This is a genomic window from Aequitasia blattaphilus (genome assembly GCF_024721305.1).
In the GTDB taxonomy this organism is placed as follows: domain Bacteria; phylum Bacillota; class Clostridia; order Lachnospirales; family Lachnospiraceae; genus Aequitasia; species Aequitasia blattaphila.
Genome location: NZ_JAMXOD010000016.1, coordinates 1 through 18,461, shown reverse-complemented (window position 1 = coordinate 18,461; position 18,461 = coordinate 1). Strand labels below are relative to the sequence as shown.

Below are 18,461 nucleotides of genomic sequence, written 5' to 3'. Positions count from 1 at the left end.
AAGAATGAAGAAAAAAAGTGCCCCTTGGAAAGCACTGGCATGGATGCTTATTGCCTTTATGGCGATGTCAACACCTATGAGCATACAAGCTGAGGACGTCAATACTCAGACTGTTGAAAATCCGGAAACAGTGGAAGTAGTAGACGAGGAAACAGAGGAAGTGAAAGAAACAGAAGAAGAAGATTTTCAAATGCCTGAGACCAGAGGTATAAATTATGCGGAAGAATCAAAGAGCGTAAATGGGATATTTCAGTTGAAGACATTGGTGATTAAGGCGGGAACACAGACAATTTACGATAAAGATACGCCTGGATCAACTGTAGATGGAGGCAATGTAACAAGTGTTCCAAGAATAGAGTTTAATTTATCATTTGAACAAACCAGTGCTTCTCCTATAATCAACCCGGGAGATACGCTGGAGTTTGAACTTTGTGAATTTACAGGAAGTGCTGCTGGAGTGTGGAGTATCATGAGTGGTGAGAAAGATCTCTATCAGGATCCAAAAGACAAAAACACACTTTTAGCAAAAGGAAAGCTGGTTTCAGAGGTATCCGGTGAAGGTACTGGAAGAACCGCAAAGATAAAGTATGTTATTACTTTTACAGAGGGAGTAAAAGACAAAAAAGATGTGAAGGGCACATTGACGGGATATGCAGATATTACTGGTCTGGCAAAAGATGAAAATATTACCGTTAATGCAGGCGGGAATGCTGTTGCTACATACACGAAGCAGGATCCTCCTTCAAGTGAAGAAAAGGGACCCTTTGGACCTGGCATGTCACCCAAAACCCCGATTTCAGCATCCAAGGAAGGAAGAGCCTATTCCCCACAGTATGATCGCTTAAATTGGGTGATTAGATTTGACCCCTTAGCTCTTACCCATATGCAGGAATATCAATCAAATGGATGGGGAAATTATAGTAATGTAATCATTGAAGAAACAGTGGATAGTAATCAAAGCTTTTTCTTGATTGACGAAAATAAAAATGATGCAGGTGTATGGTTTGGCATGAATTTCCCTCTTTTACTTTGTTCAGATGAGCATGCTAATCCTACAGGGGCTGATGTGGAACCGAAGATTATTGTCTATTCAGACAAAAAGGGTATTAGTGCAAACAGAGACGTACAGTCAACGAAACCATCGACACAAACATTAGGTATGGAGTACGTAGATGCCTCTACATATGGGAATAATGCAGCAGCAGAAGCTTATGTAAAAAGTAATGCAAAGACCTATACTGTTGTGAAGGAAACAGATCCAAGTGACTCGTCAAAGCAGCGTGAACGTATGATTATAAACTTTGGAGCACCTGGAAGTACGGGATTACGTTATTCCGATATATATAGCGATGAAGATATGGCCACAGTAATTAAGTGGTTTCAAGATGAGAAGGATTATTGCAAAAAGGTGCTGACGGAAAATTCAACCGCGGGTTCTGATGAGATGATAAAAGCTTCAGAGGATACCGCTGAACCTAAGTACACAAAAGCACAATGGGAAAGCTTTCAACAGATTTATACCGATACGATAGCCTACTATCAAGACAAGCCATTTATTTACATGTTTGACCTTACGATTCGTACAACGATTGATATGGATAATCTGGATGCATATCATGCTGATGAAGTAGGGAATTCATTTACGGCTACATGTGGAACGGTTAGTGAAAGTGATGAAGCTACATTTGCAAATAAATGGGGTGCAACTATTGAAGCCAATGCAAAGAAAGGGGAGGTAGAGATATACAAGGCAGATTCTCTCGCTGGATATGCAGAAGGTGAGACGTCATCCAGTGTAACCTTAGGAAATGCAGCCATTGCAGATGTAAAGTTTAACGTATTTGAAAAAGGCAGCAGTACAGCCCTTAAATTTACAATCGATACAAATACAGATAAGTATGTCCTTGATAATGCCAGCGGAGATACTTTTATCAGTACAAATCCCGAAGGCAGCCTTATTTTATCTGGATTGCAAAGTGGAACAACATATACAATTAAAGAGATTGCTACTGCGACAGGGTATTACCAAGAAGAAAAAGAGCTGGATTTTACAGTAGATAGCTCGAAAGCCCTGTACGAAGTGATTAACAACACAGCAAGAGGTGTGAAATTAACAAAGGTTGATGGAGATAGCAATAAGAAATTAGCAGATGCTGAGTTCGAGTTGTATCAGGTTGGAAGCAATGGTGATAAAAAACTGACTGGATTTAAAGAGGAAGAGCTAAATGGAGTAACGTATCTTGTCTATACAGGAGATACAGCAGATGATAAGACATTCGTTACAGATGCTGAGGGGAACTTACAAGTTATGCGTTTGCCAGCAGGAAGCTATTACTTCAAGGAAACGAAGGCTCCAGCAGGATATGAATTGCCAAAGGATGCAGAGAATAAGTTTGCGTTTGAACTAACCGATAAGCTTACAAGTGCAGAGGCAGTAGTTGATTATGGAAAAGTGAAGAACTTTAAGCCGGAAATAATCACCGGTGAAGACGCACCGAAGGACACACCAAAGGACACGCCGAAAGATACACCGAAGGACACACCAAAGGACACAACAAAAGATACACCGAAAGATACATCAAATAGCAATACAAAAGGTGTGAGCAAAACTTCCAGCACTCCAAGAACAGGAGATGATACACAGGTATACTTCTATTTCGTTGTATTATTAGCTGCAGTAATGCTGGCAGGAGTTGTAGTAATTCGCAGAAGACAAAAAAGATAAATAAAGTGGATATGTGCAAAATAAGCATATGAGAGTCTGATAAATCTCCCACCTGTGGTATACTGAAAAAGTATAATGCAGAGGGGAGATTTTTACTGTTCATATTCTTCGCTTCATTTGTGTAAAACGTTGAAAATGTGAGCAGGTTAGGATATGATTAAAAGGTATTTTCACTCATTTTAAACATGTAATGGAAAGAGAGCGGCAAGATATATGGAAGAGAAGAAGAAAGCATATAATGGTGAGATGCTTGTATATTGTGTGCAGAAGCATGAAATGCAAAAAATCCGCCTGGAGAAAGAATGGTATGTAGTGGGGAGAAAATCTGAGGATCGGAATCAGGGTGAGGTGATTGAAATTCCTTCAGAGCTGATGAATCAGATTGGATTTTCCATAAGAAAAGAGGACAATGGTTACGTTTTGGAGGCGGCTGGTAAGCTTAATCATATTTACTACAATGGCAGTGCGTTGAGTGAGGGTGACCAAGAGGTGAAGGTAAGCCTGCCATTACATAATCAGGATGTAATCGGTATGAGAGGTGAAGAAAGGGTAACGTTTATTTTTTATTGTCATTATAAAGAGAATACCAAGTGGAGAACTCTGTCCCTTACAGGGAAAAATCGCCTGTACATTAGCCGGCATGAGGTGATGGATGAGGGAAGTGAAGAAGTGAGAGAAGAATTAGCAGAGCTCCCAAAGAGGCATGCAATGCTCGTGCTTGAGGACAATAATTGGTATGTACAGGATTACAATACGAAGTTTGGCGTTTACGTGAATCATCAGAAGGTAGAAGAAAAACAACAGCTTTATCCGATGGATGTAATCAGTATTGGAAATACGCTGTTCCTATATCAGCCGGAAGGTATCTGCTATAATCATGAGGAATCTGACAAGAACCGTCTGGTCATACACATTGAAGAGCGAAGCGTATGGAATCTATTCCGCAGACAGATTCTGCTGGAGAATATTGATTTGTCAATTTTACCGGGAGAGATGGTATTGATTCTGGGAGGATCCGGTACTGGTAAAACCACGTTTATCAATGCGGTCACGGGATATGAGAAGGCAAAGGGCCGAATCATGGAAGGTGATATTGATATTTATGAAAATTATAATAAGATGAAGTACGACATTGGGTTCGTGCCTCAGCAGGATCTTCTGAGATTAGAGGAGCGGGTATATGATATTCTGCAGAATGCGGCAGAGATGAAGCTTCCTAAAGTGACTTCGGAGGAGGAGAAGAAAAAACGGATTGAGGAAGTATTAGAATTGTTTGGCTTGGAGAGAGAAAAGGCATCTCTGGCAGGAAAGCTTTCAGGAGGACAGAGAAAACGCTTGAGCATTGCGATGGAGTTTATTGCAGATCCCAGCTTATTTTTCTTAGATGAGCCAGATTCCGGTCTGGATGGAGTGATGGCACGTTCGTTGATGGAGGATTTGCGAGGGATATCAGATCAGCAGAAGATGGTACTGGTTATTACCCATAGTCCGGATCGTGCAGCAGATTTGTTTGATAAGGTGATTGTGCTGGCGAAGGGAAGCAAAGATAATGTTGGTCGTATGGCATTTTATGGAACAATAGAAGAGGCACACCGGTTCTTCGAGACCGATTCTTTGGAACAAATTATCCGCAAGCTTAATCGAGAAGATGAAGGTGGAGAAGGATTTGCGGATATGTATATCGAAAAGTACAGACAAGTGGAGGAAAAGGAGCATGAATGAGAGGACGGGAAGGATTGGACAGACGAAAATATATGTGGAGAAGTTTGTCCGCATTTTTTTCAATGAAAAAGATTGGAAAACTCTTGTTTTTGCAGTAGTTATTTCCGGAATATTGGCAGCAGTTTTTGGAGACAAACTATTTCAGATTAAAGAAACCACGCGTATTGCATTTTTTGCTATTGTCTCAGCCTGCACATGGATTGGAATCTTTAATTCAATACAGTTGATTTGCCGGGAACGTCAGATTATTAAACGGGAACATCGGACAGGATTACACATCACATCTTACGTGGCGGCACACTTAATCTGTCAGGCAGTACTTTGTGTAATACAGGCCATTTTAATGGTGCTGATTTATTCTATTTTCACTGAATTTCCCAAGGAAGGATTAATCAGCGGATCTTTCCACGTGGATTTGGGTATTACTTTTTTTCTTGTGTTGTATTCGGCGGATGTCCTGGGATTGGCAATATCTTCAATTGTGAAAACTACGACAGCTGCGATGACGGTGATGCCATTTTTGCTGATTATCATGCTTGTATTTTCAGGCTCTATCTTCCCGCTTTCAGGAGTTGCAAAGCAAATTTCGAATTTAACGATTACAAAGTGGGGGCAAAGAGTGCTCTGCATTGAGGCGAATCTGAATGAACTGCCCTCAGAGCTGCTGGATTCTCAGAAGGAAATGCTCAATGAGATTGAGGTGGTCCAGGAGGCTAAAGAACTGTTGCCGGATAAGGTTGTAAAGTCCTTTGATGATGCACTGGATGAACAATTGCAGTCGTTTTTACATAAGTATACATACCGTAAGATTTACGATTATAAAGGAGAGCTGGTGTGGAAGAGATGGGGATATCTGGCCTTATTTGCAGCATTCTATGCATTGATTTGTGTGATAAGTCTGGAGTTTATTGACCGTGATAAAAGATAGACGGGGTTCCCTTGCGTGGGTACATATTATTATGGAAGGGCTTCTTACGATGAAGTAAAGGTATGGCATAATGAGAGAATTTTTGGAATATATTGGAATGATTGGAATTAGTGACTATCAACAGATAGTGACTGGGATTGTCCGAATTTTACTGGCTGCTCTTTTGGGGGCGCTAATTGGTATGGAACGTGGTCGGAGACACCGGCCAGCAGGATTACGAACGCATACGTTGGTTTGTGTTGCCTCGGCCTTAGTCATGGTAACGAATGAGCAGCTTATCATGGCTTATGGTTCCGGTGATCCCACCAGAATGGGTGCGCAAGTGATTAGCGGGATTGGCTTTTTAGGTGCAGGAACAATTCTAACAGATCGCCAAAACCGCGTGAGAGGATTGACGACGGCAGCAGGATTGTGGGCAAGTGCCTGCATTGGTTTGGCAATTGGCGGTGGCTTTTACATTGGTGGTATTGTTACCTGTGTCTTGGTTTTGGTAATATTTACAAAGTTTATTGATGTGGAGCATCATTTTGTTCGCAAGAGCCGTGTGATGGAGTTGGATGTGTCCTTTGACGGAGCGAAAAATCTGAATCATTTTATAAGCGAGATAACGAGCCATGACTGTAGTATCATTTCTTTGGAATATATTGATCTAAATGATGATATAGGCTTTCAGAATAAAGTGGAAAAAGAAGAAATAGCATTAAAAAAAGTAGTCAGTGTAAATCTGCATATTCTATTACCGGTGAAAGATTATCATTCCGAAATACTGGAAATACTTGAAGAAAGCAAGGGAATAATAACCATGGAAGAAGTATAAGTGATTGCAGAAATAGGTAATTGCGAAACGAGGTGAATAATTGACTTCAACAGAAAAAAGTGGTGATATATCTAGATTTTAGATAAAGGCATCATTTTCAAGCATAGCATTAAGACGGCTGTGAACACCCGTCTTATAAAATGTATGAAATTGCCTCGCTCAAGCAATCAATGGCTTCAGACTTCGAATATATTGATGCTTATGGATTTTATCAGCCACCATAACTGTTACAAGCTGAGCGATACCTGCAAGCAGTAAATCAGCATGAGATGTTTTCTCATTTTGAGTTTTACGGCCAGCTACGCAGAAACTGTCTTTAAAGTGATTGATGGATTTCTCAACATTTACCCGGATCTTATAAGTAGTATCCCACTCCTCGGTACCCCGGGCAGTTCCCGGATAAGCACGGAGATTCTTTTTGGGATAGACATAAAACATTCTGCCGCAGGATGAGGAGGTGCAAGGGTCTTCACATTCACAGATCCGCTTGCTTTTTCTCGTTGAGCTATTCCACTTCCACTTCATTTTCGGACATACAAACTTCATGGTAGGTAACCCACAACGCAGATGCGTTTTACTTCCTTCTCGCGTCATTGGAAGTTTTGGATCTTTGGGGCAGCAGGGAATCCCGTATTCATTAAGAGGACAGTCCGAGTTTGGAAGAGAAAGTCTTCCATTCAAAGGAATAAAGGCCTTTTCGAAATGCAGTGTATGAAAAAGGTTATGGTAAATCTCGATGGTATCAAAAGCCGAATCACCAAGGAAGGTTTTGGGATGAATCAGGGGATGCTTGTTAAAAAAGTCCGTCAGGACAGGAATGAGTGCCTTTGAGTCAGCGAGGGACTTATCTTCGTCTGGAGAATCCGATTTCTTTTGCACCACGATATTGGGATGAGCTTTTAAGAAATCCTGATTATAAAATGTAATATCCCGAACGATGCCAAGACCATTTGTCACTAGGCCAAACTTGTAAGAGTAACAGAAATGGCCATTGATATACATTTGCTGAATGGCAGGATTGGTAGCAGCGTGGGGAGACATGGAAGCGTAGGCGGCTTTATAGGGGTCATAAGAATCATCCAGACCATGAGAGTGTTTAAATACCTTGAGCTGTTTAATTAGACGATTGAGATATTTGGGATTGTTTTCAGTCACCCAGGCTTCAATGCCGGAAGTATCAAAAATGGTCATGGATGCAAGGGAAGGATTGATGGTTTGGCAGATCGGTTCGGTCAGATCAACCATTTGGTCGAACATAGATTGTAAGTCCGGAAGGAAGTCCTGTTTAAAGCGGGTGAATTTAGAGGCATCAGGAACAACATCAAACCCACAGAATTCCCGTAACTCCTGAGAATATTTGAGGAAAAGAATTAAAAGGGAATCAGTAGGGATGGAAAAGATACGCTGTAATAAAAGCGCCTTAAGCATAGGATACAGTTGATGCTTACGAGGTCTTCCGGTAGCAGCGTGAAAATGAGAAACAAAAGACACCGGGACAATTTCGTCAAGGTCAATGGTTTGATCGAGAAGTTCGAGGAACTCATATTTATCGTTATCAAATTTATTTTGGCAATCGGTAAAAATATCTGCTAAAGAAAGCTGTTTGTGTGGTATCATAATACTATAGCAACTCCTTTCAGGTGGATGGTTGATTGTTTTTGGACAATTCAATTTTACCATAAACTGTTGAGGAGTTGTTTTATTATTTAAAATGAAAAACACCGCAATAACGCGGGTTTTGGCGTTTCGCAAACGCCTATAATGTGGAAGCCTGCAAGGAGTTGGTTGCAAATGCACCAAAGGATAAGGTGCGTCTAGGTATGATGTGGTCCGCACATTTTCAAGACACTTGTGCAGCTTTTGGAATGGAAACAGCGTTGATGAACATGATTGCAAATCCAGAGATTTATGAAGCAGTAGATGAAAAGGTAATGGACTTTTACCTAAAGGCGAATAAGATTTTTTATGAGGCAACGAAAGGTGAATTGGATGCGGTATTGATTGGGAATGATATGGGAAGCCAGAGAGGATTAATGCTCTCACCAGAAATGGTGCGTCAGTTTATTATCCCAGGAGCCAAAAAATTAGTGGCTCAGGCTCATGAGTATGGATTGAAGGTAATTTATCACTCTTGTGGATCTATCCGTGATGTTATCCCGGATTTAATTGAGGCGGGAGTAGATATTGTTCATCCCATTCAGGCATTGGCAGCAGGAATGGAGCCTCAGGAATTGAAGGCTGAATTTGGTGATCAAGTATCTTTCTGTGGTGGAGTAGACACCCAAGACCTTTTGGTGAATGGCACGACAGAGGAAGTAAAAGCAAAGGTGAAAGAGCTGCGGACAATTTTTCCGACTGGATTAATTATTTCCCCAAGTCATGAAGCAATTATGCCAGATGTACCTCCGGCAAATATCAAGGCTCTCTTTGATGAAGCTACAGAAATCTATTAGGAGATTTGCTATGATAAAACGTATAGGTGAGATGATTAAGATTAAGCCAGAAGGCTTACAAAAATATAAGGAATACCATGCCAACCCTACGCCAGGGGTAAACGAGGTAATTAAGGAAAGTAATATTGCAAATTATTCAATTTACCAACGAGGGGATTATATGTTCGCCTACTATGAATATGTAGGAGAAGATTTCCAGAGTGATATGAAGAAGATGGCAGAAAATCCAATAACTCAAGATTGGTGGGACTTGGTAAAGCCATTAATGGAACCTTTGGAAGACCGGGATGAAGGAGAATTCTGGTCTGGGATGGAAGAGGTTTATCATTTGGATTAGATTTTGGTGACATGTAAAGTATATATTGACAAGATGCAATATGTGTATTACGATACTAATCGAATTAGTTTGAGTAAAAATGATTAGGAGAAATCACATGTCACGAAAAGGCTTAGAGATAGAAACAATTGTAAAAACCGCAACAGAGCTTACGGATGAGAAGGGCTTTGACAGACTAACAATAAAGGAGGTCAGTGAGCGTCTGGGAATCAAATCCCCTTCCTTATACAACCATGTTGGCAGTTTGTCAGAGTTGAAAGAGCTGGTATCCAGCTATGTAATGGAACAGGTACGGGATGGTATGGTGAAGGCATCAATGGGACAAAATGGAGTAGAGGCATTAAAGGAAATGGGGCGGTACTATATTCGTTTTGCCCGAGAACATGGCAGATTGTATGAAATAATACAGTGGATGAATGTGGGTACAGAGGAGCAAAGTGAAGCGATTTTTTCGGGAGTCATGGATTTAATCTGTGATATGGCCGGAGAATTAGGGGTGAGTGAGCTTGAAGCAGCTCATATTATACGTACGGTTCGAAGTCTGGCTCATGGGTTTGCAAGCGTGGAAAGCCATGATGGTTTTACGTATCCTTCCAGTGTAGAGAGCAGCTATGAATATGCATTGGATCTATTATTCTGTGGAATAAAAGCCAGCCGGGAAGAAGAATATCTTTAAAGAAGCGAGTAATACTATAATAAAATAAGAACGAAAATTGTATAATGCAATTTTCGTTCTTATTTTATTGTAACGCAATAGACTCTTTCAGGCCGTCCCATTGTATTTCCTTTGTTTTGATCCACTACGGTGGCAAATCCTCCCTGTTGTAAGGCACTTAAATAGCGATTGGCGCTGCGTTGGGTAATGGACAGCAGACGAGCCAATTCCTGAGAAGTAATTCGATTATCTGCTGTGGTCTCCAAGGCGGTTATGACCTTTTGTATGGTTAACTTAGAGAGTCCCGACAAATGGGCTGCATGATTGATGGGTTCAGTTGTGAGACGTGGAATCACAAGAGCCTCCCCTTTGTGCAGCGGTGAAATCAATTCACTTTGTTCATTAATCAAGCTGCTGGCACCACCAGCAAGCTGCCTCGCCTCCCGATTCGCATCAATGGCGTTGATACGGGTTTGATGGAGATCTGTTCCAATGCCATATCCTACATAAATAGGTGTGATATCCCGTTTTTGAAAGAAGCTTTGAATTCGACAAGTGGTAAAAGTTTCTGTAATACTCTCAATAGTACTGCGATTTGTTAACAACTCAAATCCCTGTAGAGCTGGTTGAATAGAGGCATTTAGCTGATAGTCTGTGTTCAGTCTCAGAAGAGTTCGCCGAAGTAGTTCAGGAGACAAAGAGTCTTTGGACGAAACAATTATGGCTCCAGGCTGGTTGGAACGAAATTCTTTGATGTGCATTTCCTGAATGGTCTGGAAACATACCGTTTGAATATACTCTTTACTTGGATATGGGAAATATACATTCAAACCTTGTGCAGTTAATGTATCTGCAATACTACTAAAACGAGTGACGGAAATGTCAATCTGGCCTCTTTGCCACAGTTCCAGATGCTTGTTCATATGCTTCTTTTCAGCTGCAATTAAATCCTTAAGAGACATGCCTCGAATGGTATTATTTAGCAGATCAGCATTTCGTGAGCCGACGTCACCAAAGAGATATTCCTCCAGATTCAGGCCAGCAAGGTCGATTACATCCGCATATACCCGATTAATATCCAGCTCACGGTTTTGGTTTAACAATTGTAGAAACAACCGGTAAATTCCAGCATCATCATTTCCAAAGGTTGCAATGACACGATGAGTATTGGGAAATGATTCCTGAAGAATTCGGGTAGGAAAGATACCGCTGGTGATGACACCCTTAATTCGTTTGGGTATTGACCGGTAGACCTCAGCCAAATTGTCAAAGTCAGAATATGTGTAAATTGTATAGTCTATATCAAGTTGTACATCCTTTAATACCTCCGAGAAAAAGTCGTATAAATACTCTGTGGAGATTATTGCAAGTTCTGTTTTCACCTAAATCACCTCATAATTTCGGGTTTTGGACTTATTATAGCATAAGATTAAGAAAAAGAATATGAGAAGAAGAGAATGTCACAGTGCACAAACAAAACTGTTAAAAACCTACAAAAATATACATTGTGTTCAATTGCTATTGATTTCACAAATAAATAGTGGTAACATATTTAAAATACAGATAAGTCTTTTTATTGTCTTTAAGTCGATGTCAACGAGTAGGAAAGGAGAATTACTATTTATGAATGAGTTTGCAGTAAGAGCCAAAGAACTGTCATCTGAAACAATTGAAATGAGGAGGGAGTTACATCAGATTCCAGAGTTGGGTCTTGATTTGCCCAGAACAACAAAGTATGTAATGGAGAAACTAAAAGAATTGGGGTTGGAACCGAAAGAAATCTGCAAGAGTGGGGTGACGGCAGTAATCGAAGGGAAAAAACCAGGAAAAACATTGATTTTGCGTGCAGATATGGATGGGTTGCCAATGGAGGAGCTGGCAGATCTGTCATTCCGTTCAACCGAGGAAAATTCACACACATGTGGTCATGATTTACATACAGCAATGCTTTTGACAGCAGCGAAAATGTTAGTGGAGAAAAAGGATGAATTATGTGGAAGAGTGAAGCTAATGTTTCAGCCAGCAGAAGAAATATTTAGTGGTGCAGAAGCAATGCTTAAAGGTGGATTGATGGAGAATCCGAAGGTAGATGCAGCAATGGACATGCATGTAATGTCAGAGATACCTGTAGGTACGATTACGAACCGGTCAGGATTTGTTACAGCATCTTGTGATGGATTTAAGATTACCGTGACAGGAAAGGCATGTCACGGTGCACAACCTCATAATGGAATTGATCCAATTGCAACAGCAGCACATTTACATACTGCATTACAGCAGTTGATTGCCAGAGAGACACAGCCAAGCAAGATTGCGGTATTAACGATTGGACAGTTTGTTGCGGGAACAACATCTAATATCATTCCAGAGGAAGCAGTTATGCAAGGAACATTACGTTGCTATGATCGTGATTTACGAGCTTATTTAGTTGGCAGAATACATGAGATGACGGAGCATATTGCGAAAGCCTTTGGAGCTACGGCAAAAGTCGAAGTTTTTTCGGATGTACCGTCTATCGCAGTGGATAAAGAGCTGTTAGCAAACTGCATGGGATATATTGATGAGATGGGACTTGATTTAAAGAAGGATGAGGAATACCTGTTTACCGCATCGGATGATTTTGCAAGAGTTTCTGAGTTAGTGCCTAGCACCTTTATTGCATTAGGAGCAAGACCTTACGAAGATGAATTGTATTATCCAAATCATAATTCAAATGTAATATTTAATGAGGACTGTTTACCAATCGGATCTGCTATCTTTGCACAGTGTGCGTTTAGATGGCTGGCTGATAACCAATAGAACCGGGGGAAAAGAGAAGATGAAAGAGAAGAAGATATTTTATGGTTGGTTTATCGTAATTGGATGTATCCTGATTACCTGTACGATGGTACCATTAATTATGGCTTTATCGAATAAATTTTTGATTTCGATTACAACGGATATGGGAATCTCAAGAAGTGCCTTCACATTGGTGAATACAATCGTGCAAGCACTGGGAATTCTCTTGTCACCTATGGTGGCAAAACGTTTGGCAAAGGGAAACATGAAAAAGATTCAGAGTATATGCATTGTGGGATTTGCTTTAGCATATGCATCTTATTCTCTGGCACAGAATGTATATCATTTATATATATCCGCAGTTGTGCTTGGATTTTTCTATTTGAATTCTACCTTAATACCGGTGAGTATGATGATTACAAACTGGTTTGTAAAAAAACGTGGGCTGGCAATGAGTTTAGCAATGGCAGGAATTGGACTTGGTGGCTTTTTATTTAGCCCAGTAGTTACGTGGCTGATAGGCTCCTATGGCTGGCGTTGGACATATCGTATTATGGCGGTTCTGGTCTTGCTGGTTCCACTTCCGACGTCCTTGTTTATTCTACGTAAAAAACCGGAAGACATGGGGTTAACAGCGTATGGTGCTGAAGAAGTCAGTGAGACGGCTTCAAGCAAAGAGGCTGAAAGTGCAGGAGGTATTACTCTTAGCGTAAGTGAATCCAAAAAGAAAACATTTTTCTTTTTGATGTTAATGGGAATGTTTTTGAATGGAATCATTAATACGGGTGCATTAGGGCAGTTTCCGCCAGCAATTGAAGAGATGCATGGACCGGCAGTACAAGCAACTATAATTTCGTTGTATTCTTTAATCGGTATCTTCGGAAAGATTATTCTTGGTTGGATTAATGACCGATTCGGTGTGATAGCAAGTAGTGTCTTTGGATGTGTGACCTTTGCATTGGCATTTGTACTTATGCTAATGGGAAGCAATGCGTCAGTGCTGTATATTATGGCATTCTCCTTCGGTTTGGGAAATGCAATTGGAACAGTATCTCCACCTCTTATTGTGGGATCGATTTATGGAAAAGAGAAGTATGGAGAAGCCTATGGAATTGCAAATAGTGCATCTCAGATTGGATTATCACTGGGCTCTCTTATTGTAGCAGGGATTTACGATTTAACAGGGGCATATACGATTGCATGGATTTTGATGATTGTTTGTTCGGGACTTACACTTCTTACCTGGATTTCGGCTTATGGTTCTTCCAGAAAGTACCAGGGGAATATATAAATATAGCATTTAAAAAGAGATATAGGCGACTATATCTCTTTTTTGATGGGCAAGAATAGAAGAGCCTTACCTATAAACTTTTGTTTAGGATATTTAATATAATATATATTATTTTACGAAATATTTATGAAACAGTTTTAAGAGGATGTGATAACATAATATTAACGACAGAATCGTTTGGAGGGGTTGTATGAATAACAGTTTTATAGTTCTATTATATTCGGCGTATATAGTTATGCTGGCTATTCTAGTCAGTCCGGCTATTGTTAAAAAAAGAAAAACATACGTTGATTATCACTATATTTCGATTTCATTCTTAATGATTGGTTGGATTGCAATGGAAATTGTAAGATATTCTGTCACGAGCAAGGCTTTAATCTGCTATATATATAGTGCTAAATTTGCATTCCTGACTGCGGTTTCAACAACTATATTTTTCTTGATAATTGGGTGCTTTCATTATGAGAATAAAGTATCCAAAAGAATCAAGGTAATAGCAAGTGCGATTCCAGCATTATTAATGCTGTTTGCCTTTGGTAATTTTTTCTATAATATATTCCGGAATCATGTGCAGGTCGAGGTTGGAGAGCTCACTCTTGTAACCGCAAATAATGGTGTTGGTTACTATCTGTCAATTGCTCATTCTTTTATCCTTATTATCATGGTATTTATTTTTGTTATTAAGACCAATAAGAAGCTGCCATCAAACTATCGTGGAATGGGACGAATCCTGTTACTTGTTTTAGTTCTCTATGGGGCAGGATATATTTTGGAATTCTTCTGTTTTAAACAATCAACAATCCGAGCAGTTGATTTTAATATTTTTTCAATTGTACTGTGTTGTTTTATTTTTTCCATTGCAATTTACAGCAGTGGAAGAGGTGATTATTTGTCAAAATGGAAGCATAGTGCGTTTAATTATTTTGTTGACCCGGTTTTAGTTTTAGATGAAGAGAATAAGATCGTTTCTGTAAACAAGGCAGCTAAAGCACTGCTTTCCCATTTTGGCATAGAGAAAAAGGTTGTTGAGTTGGAAGAGTTTTGGGAGTTTATTAATACGACGAGAAAAGCAGAAGTACGGACGCTGTATGATGAGGATAGGAACGTGGTCAGTGAAGATTTATATATACTGAATAATAATTATCCGACGGTCTATAGAATGGATTACTACGAGAGAGCTGTAGATGAGAAAATGCAGGGACGGTACTTGGTATTTACGGATGTTACAAAGAATCGATTATTGATTGAGCGTTTAAGAGATTCGGCAGGAGTTGACGGATTAACAGGTATTCCAAACCGTTATGGCTTAAATCAATATTTGAGAGAGGTAGATCGATTGGATAATCTTCCAATTTCAGTGATTGTTGGAGATGTGAATGGCTTGAAACAGGTGAATGACCGTTTAGGTCATGATAAGGGAGATGAACTGATTAAGGAGGCGGCATCCATCTTTCGCAATCACACACCAAAGGATGGTTTTGTTGCCAGGGCAGGTGGAGACGAGTTTGTGGTGATTTTAAAGAAATGTAATACAAATCAAGTGAAGGAAGTCATTCGAGAATACGAGCATGCAATTGGATGCAAGTCTTATACAGATTTCCGGCTTTCGATTGCCTTGGGAGCGGCGACAAAAACAGATTGTGAAGAAAACATATATTCTAGTATTAATAAAGCGGATGCAAATATGTATACGATGAAAAGGAAAGGAAGTGTAGAAGGGCGTGGATAATTTGATGCTGACTTGTATTTATCTTGGAATTACAATTGCTTTGCTTTTTACGGTGATTAAAACGGCAAAAAATAAGGAAAAAGGGAAGTTAGAAAAATGGTTTATTTTTACGACAGCAATGATGATTTGCTGGGTGTTGTGTCTGATATATGAGCTCTTTGGTGGGGCACAAGATTATAAGCTGCCGTTTATTGCACTAAGTTCTTTGGGCTGTTTTTGTTATGGGATTCACTTTTTTGGATTAGGAAGCTATTTGTCGAAACAGGTTGTCTACGCTCTTTTAGTTCCGCCTCTGGTTACCGCCTTTGTAGCATTCACGCCATTCTTGGCATTTACAAAAGAGGTACAGGTTCCTTGGTTTGGAGCACACGTTTTTTACTGCAACATTCTTCCTGTCAGTGTATTTATAATTGCTTTAATTCAATTTCAAAAAATGGATCAGAGATATCGAGTACCTTCTGCTTTACTTCTTATTGGTGCTATAGTAAATATTATAACAAATGGGATGGTATTAGTACTTGCACCACGGTTGGATATTATGATAATAGGAAGAACAATCACGGTAGTATTTTTATATGTGGCAATGAATCGGCATAAGGAACTGGAAGCCTATCTTCTTTCACAGAAGAATGCATTTAACTGCATTGACCGGATTATGTTTTTCTTAGATAACAAACAGCAGGTGGTGACGATGAATGGTGCTGCATTAAAGTGGCTTGAATCTCAGGATATATGTGGGACACATAGCTCTTTTGGAGAAATTGAAAAGGAATTGGTTCAAAAAGCCACACATATAGAGTGCTGTGACAATGAAGATGAGGGTACGGATTACTCTCTTATAGATGGAGAGGTTTATAATTTGCGGCACAGAGACATTTTGGATAAGGAAGGATCCCCAATTGGATGTTGTGTCTATGTGACGAATAAAACAACAAACCGAAGATTAGTGGAAGAGCTGGATAAGGTATCTGGTATGGATGCTTTGACAGGACTTACAAATCGTCGGTCGTGTGACTTGAGAATAGAGGAAATGAGGGCAAAAGGGCGATTTCCAATAGGTATAATTATTGGTGATGTAAATGGTCTGAAAAGGGTAAATGATGAGTTGGGGCATGAGATGGGAGATGTGCTTCTAAGAATCATGGGAGAGGCCATCATATGTGGTTCCCCTCCAGATTCTATACAGTGTCGTATGGGTGGAGATGAGTTTATGGTTGTTGTTCCAGAGACAACAGAGAAGCACTGTAAGGATATTGTGCAGGATATACGTTCATTTTTAGAGAGAAATCAGGAGCAATACGCTTTTGAACTTTCGATGTCTTTAGGTATGGCTCTGAATGATGAAAGTACAGATTTGGAATGTACGATAAAACAAGCGGATCAGATGATGTATGGGGATAAACAAAAATATTATTGTAAATATTCTGCAAAGAGATATAATTAATACAGATATATTCTGCCCTTTGGTGGGCATTAAAGGAGGATTTATAAAGATGAGATTTTTAAAAGAGGATACAATGGCAATATTAATTGATGTGCAGGAACGATTAGCTCCGGTAATGGAATACAAGGAAGAGACAATCAAAGAGTCGGTTCGTTTGATTCAAGGTCTTAAGATGCTGGATGTTCCGATTATTCCCCTTCGTCAATACCCCAAGGGTTTGGGAGATTACGTTCCGGAAATAGCAGAGGCGCTGGGTGATTATGAGCCAAGTGATAAGACAACGTTTAGTGCCTATGACAGCGAAGAGGTGGTTGAACGAATAGATGCTTTGCAAAAAAAGAATGTCATTCTTTTTGGAATGGAAACCCATATTTGTGTACAGCAGACAGCAATTGATCTTTTAGCAGCAGGTTATAACGTAATGATTGCAGCAGACTGTGTTACTTCAAGGAAATGGGAAAGCTCTGAAACCGCATTCCGCAGAATGGAAAAGGAAGGGGCAGTATTAACAACGACAGAAAGTATTCTTTTCGAGCTGCTTAGAGAAGCGAAGGGAGATACCTTCAAACAAATATCTAAATTGATTAAATAGAAGCAGATATATAGTAGGGTGACAGGGAAATACCTGTCACCCTAAATTTTTAAGTCGATGATTTATTTCTTGAAAATCTGATAAAAGAAAATTCCAGCCATCAATAATAAAAGTCCAACAACCCAACAAAGTATTGGAACAAAGGCAGGTACAACTGCAGGACCAAGGAAGAGGGCGCCTAGAAGGAAGAAAATGCTTAAGATCAAGCAAAAAAGACCGAGCATTTTATAGAAGGTATTACTCATGCAGCATCACCTCCTGCACCAACCATCTTAGAATAAAGGCCACCTTCCAGAAGCAGTTCCTCGTGGGTTCCGGATTCCTTGACGTATCCCTTGTCTAAAAGGAGAATACGATCTGCATTCCGGATGGTATTGAGTCGGTGAGCAATCACGATTGTGGTTTTGTTTTGGCATAGATTACTTAAAGCAGCTTGAATCTGGCTTTCGTTATCGGCATCAATGCTTGCAGTAGCCTCATCCAATATAACAATAGGAGCATCCTTTAACAGACATCTGGCAATGGAAATCCGTTGTGCCTCACCACCGGAGAGTGTTGCACCACCGGCCCCTACATAAGTATCAAAACCATAAGGCAGATTCATGATGAAATCATAACAGCAAGCTTTTTTAGCTGCCTCATAAATTTCTTCTGCCTCAGCATCTTTTCTGCCCATGGCAATGTTATTATAAATCGTGTCTTCAAATAGATAGACTTTCTGAAAGACCATACTGATTTGTGCCATTAAGGTGTCCATGGGAAGCCGACGGATGTCCATACCATTGATGGTGATTTCTCCCTTGGATATATCCCAAAATCGTGCCAGAAGACTGGCGATTGTGGTCTTTCCGCTGCCGGAAGCCCCCACAAGAGCGAATGTTTCACCTCGATTCACAGCGAAAGAGAGGTCTTTAACAAAAACATCAAGAATTCTCCTTCCTCTATAGGGAGTGAGATGAATTGATTTACTTGCCTGTCGGCAATGAAAAA

15 protein-coding genes and 1 pseudogene are annotated in these 18,461 nt (G+C 40.0%); 12 read left to right on the top strand and 4 right to left on the bottom strand.

Annotation, left to right across the window (positions count from 1 at the left end):
* Positions 1–4 precede the first annotated feature (4 nt).
* The 4 genes from NHH15_RS11160 (at position 5) to NHH15_RS11145 (ending at position 6,192) form a co-directional block, all read left to right on the top strand.
* On the top strand, positions 5–2,725 hold the full coding sequence (locus NHH15_RS11160; protein WP_262066756.1) for an MSCRAMM family protein: 2,721 nt from the start codon (positions 5–7) through the stop codon (positions 2,723–2,725).
* A gap of 213 nt (positions 2,726–2,938) precedes the next feature.
* On the top strand, positions 2,939–4,447 hold the full coding sequence (locus tag NHH15_RS11155; RefSeq protein WP_262066755.1) for an FHA domain-containing protein: 1,509 nt from the start codon (positions 2,939–2,941) through the stop codon (positions 4,445–4,447).
* Entirely contained in the window at positions 4,440–5,375 is a 936-nt protein-coding gene (locus NHH15_RS11150; RefSeq protein ID WP_262066754.1) for an ABC transporter permease, read from the top strand. Before NHH15_RS11155 ends, NHH15_RS11150 begins: the two co-directional genes overlap by 8 nt.
* 82 nt (positions 5,376–5,457) lie before the next feature.
* Positions 5,458–6,192, top strand: coding sequence for an MgtC/SapB family protein (locus tag NHH15_RS11145; protein ID WP_262066753.1), 735 nt, complete (start codon positions 5,458–5,460; stop codon positions 6,190–6,192).
* Between the two features lie 227 nt (positions 6,193–6,419).
* Here NHH15_RS11145 and NHH15_RS11140 read toward each other — a convergent pair.
* Positions 6,420–7,809 (bottom strand): annotated as a pseudogene (locus NHH15_RS11140) (transposase).
* A gap of 146 nt (positions 7,810–7,955) precedes the next feature.
* On the opposite strand from NHH15_RS11140, the gene NHH15_RS11135 reads away from it, so the two are divergent.
* From NHH15_RS11135 to NHH15_RS11125, 3 genes are all read left to right on the top strand, one after another.
* A complete protein-coding gene (locus tag NHH15_RS11135; RefSeq protein WP_262066752.1) occupies positions 7,956–8,645 on the top strand; it encodes a uroporphyrinogen decarboxylase family protein in 690 nt (229 codons plus the stop codon).
* Between the two features lie 10 nt (positions 8,646–8,655).
* Positions 8,656–8,982 (top strand): L-rhamnose mutarotase, encoded by a 327-nt coding sequence (locus tag NHH15_RS11130; RefSeq protein WP_262066751.1) that lies wholly within the window; start codon positions 8,656–8,658, stop codon positions 8,980–8,982.
* A 97-nt stretch (positions 8,983–9,079) separates the two neighbouring features.
* Positions 9,080–9,658, top strand: coding sequence for a TetR/AcrR family transcriptional regulator (locus NHH15_RS11125; RefSeq protein WP_262066750.1), 579 nt, complete (start codon positions 9,080–9,082; stop codon positions 9,656–9,658).
* A 59-nt stretch (positions 9,659–9,717) separates the two neighbouring features.
* Here NHH15_RS11125 and NHH15_RS11120 read toward each other — a convergent pair whose 3' ends face one another.
* Positions 9,718–11,019, bottom strand: coding sequence for a helix-turn-helix domain-containing protein (locus tag NHH15_RS11120; RefSeq protein WP_262066749.1), 1,302 nt, complete (start codon positions 11,017–11,019; stop codon positions 9,718–9,720).
* A gap of 241 nt (positions 11,020–11,260) precedes the next feature.
* On the opposite strand from NHH15_RS11120, the gene NHH15_RS11115 reads away from it, so the two are divergent.
* The 5 genes from NHH15_RS11115 to NHH15_RS11095 all read left to right on the top strand — a co-directional run bounded on the left by NHH15_RS11115 (position 11,261) and on the right by NHH15_RS11095 (position 17,471).
* Positions 11,261–12,436, top strand: coding sequence for a M20 metallopeptidase family protein (locus tag NHH15_RS11115; protein ID WP_262066748.1), 1,176 nt, complete (start codon positions 11,261–11,263; stop codon positions 12,434–12,436).
* 19 nt (positions 12,437–12,455) lie between these two features.
* A complete protein-coding gene (locus NHH15_RS11110; RefSeq protein WP_262066747.1) occupies positions 12,456–13,706 on the top strand; it encodes an MFS transporter in 1,251 nt (416 codons plus the stop codon).
* Between the two features lie 190 nt (positions 13,707–13,896).
* Positions 13,897–15,435, top strand: coding sequence for a histidine kinase N-terminal 7TM domain-containing diguanylate cyclase (locus tag NHH15_RS11105; RefSeq protein WP_262066746.1), 1,539 nt, complete (start codon positions 13,897–13,899; stop codon positions 15,433–15,435).
* Positions 15,428–16,879 (top strand): histidine kinase N-terminal 7TM domain-containing diguanylate cyclase, encoded by a 1,452-nt coding sequence (locus NHH15_RS11100; protein WP_262066745.1) that lies wholly within the window; start codon positions 15,428–15,430, stop codon positions 16,877–16,879. Before NHH15_RS11105 ends, NHH15_RS11100 begins: the two co-directional genes overlap by 8 nt.
* A 49-nt stretch (positions 16,880–16,928) precedes the next feature.
* Complete coding sequence (locus NHH15_RS11095) at positions 16,929–17,471, top strand: hydrolase (RefSeq protein ID WP_262066744.1); 543 nt, start codon at positions 16,929–16,931, stop codon at positions 17,469–17,471.
* Positions 17,472–17,533: 62 nt separating this feature from the next.
* Here NHH15_RS11095 and NHH15_RS11090 read toward each other — a convergent pair whose 3' ends face one another.
* Both NHH15_RS11090 and NHH15_RS11085 read right to left on the bottom strand, forming a co-directional pair.
* Positions 17,534–17,716, bottom strand: coding sequence for a hypothetical protein (locus NHH15_RS11090; RefSeq protein WP_262066743.1), 183 nt, complete (start codon positions 17,714–17,716; stop codon positions 17,534–17,536).
* The coding region (locus NHH15_RS11085) for an ABC transporter ATP-binding protein (RefSeq protein ID WP_262066742.1) at positions 17,713–18,461 on the bottom strand (749 nt) is incomplete at its 5' end. The genes NHH15_RS11090 and NHH15_RS11085, both read right to left, overlap by 4 nt.